At 56.2% G+C, this 412-nt stretch carries 1 protein-coding gene; it reads left to right on the top strand.

Features of this window, described 5'->3' with window-relative positions:
• Positions 1–412: transposase (locus KP705_RS21825; protein ID WP_215765341.1), on the top strand; the 412-nt coding region annotated here is incomplete at both ends.

Raw genomic sequence — 412 nt, 5'->3', positions numbered from 1 at the left:
TTGAGCGGGCTTGGTGATGAGCTCGAAGCATTTTCCCGGACTGTGGATTTTGAAGTGTTCCGTCCTGATCTGGAGAAGGCACTGGCCTATTCAGATGGAAGCAAAGGCGGGCGACCGCCATTTGATCCGGTGCTGATGTTCAAGATCCTGGTGATCCAGACGTTGAACAATTTGTCTGATGAGCGGACGGAATATCTGATCAACGATCGCCTGTCGTTCATGMGCTTCCTTGGGCTGGGGCTTTCAGATCGTGTTCCTGATGCCAAAACACTCTGGCTGTTCCGTGAGCGCCTGACGCAGGTGGGAGCGATCGAGGGTCTGTTCAACCGTTTTGACGCGACCCTGCGGCACGCCGGCTATCTGCCGATGTCGGGCCAGATCCTGGATGCAACGCTGGTGGCGGCTCCAAAGC

The organism is Gluconobacter sp. P1D12_c (assembly GCF_018812105.1).
Lineage (GTDB): Bacteria > Pseudomonadota > Alphaproteobacteria > Acetobacterales > Acetobacteraceae > Gluconobacter > Gluconobacter oxydans_A.
This window is presented reverse-complemented; position numbering and strand designations above follow the sequence as displayed.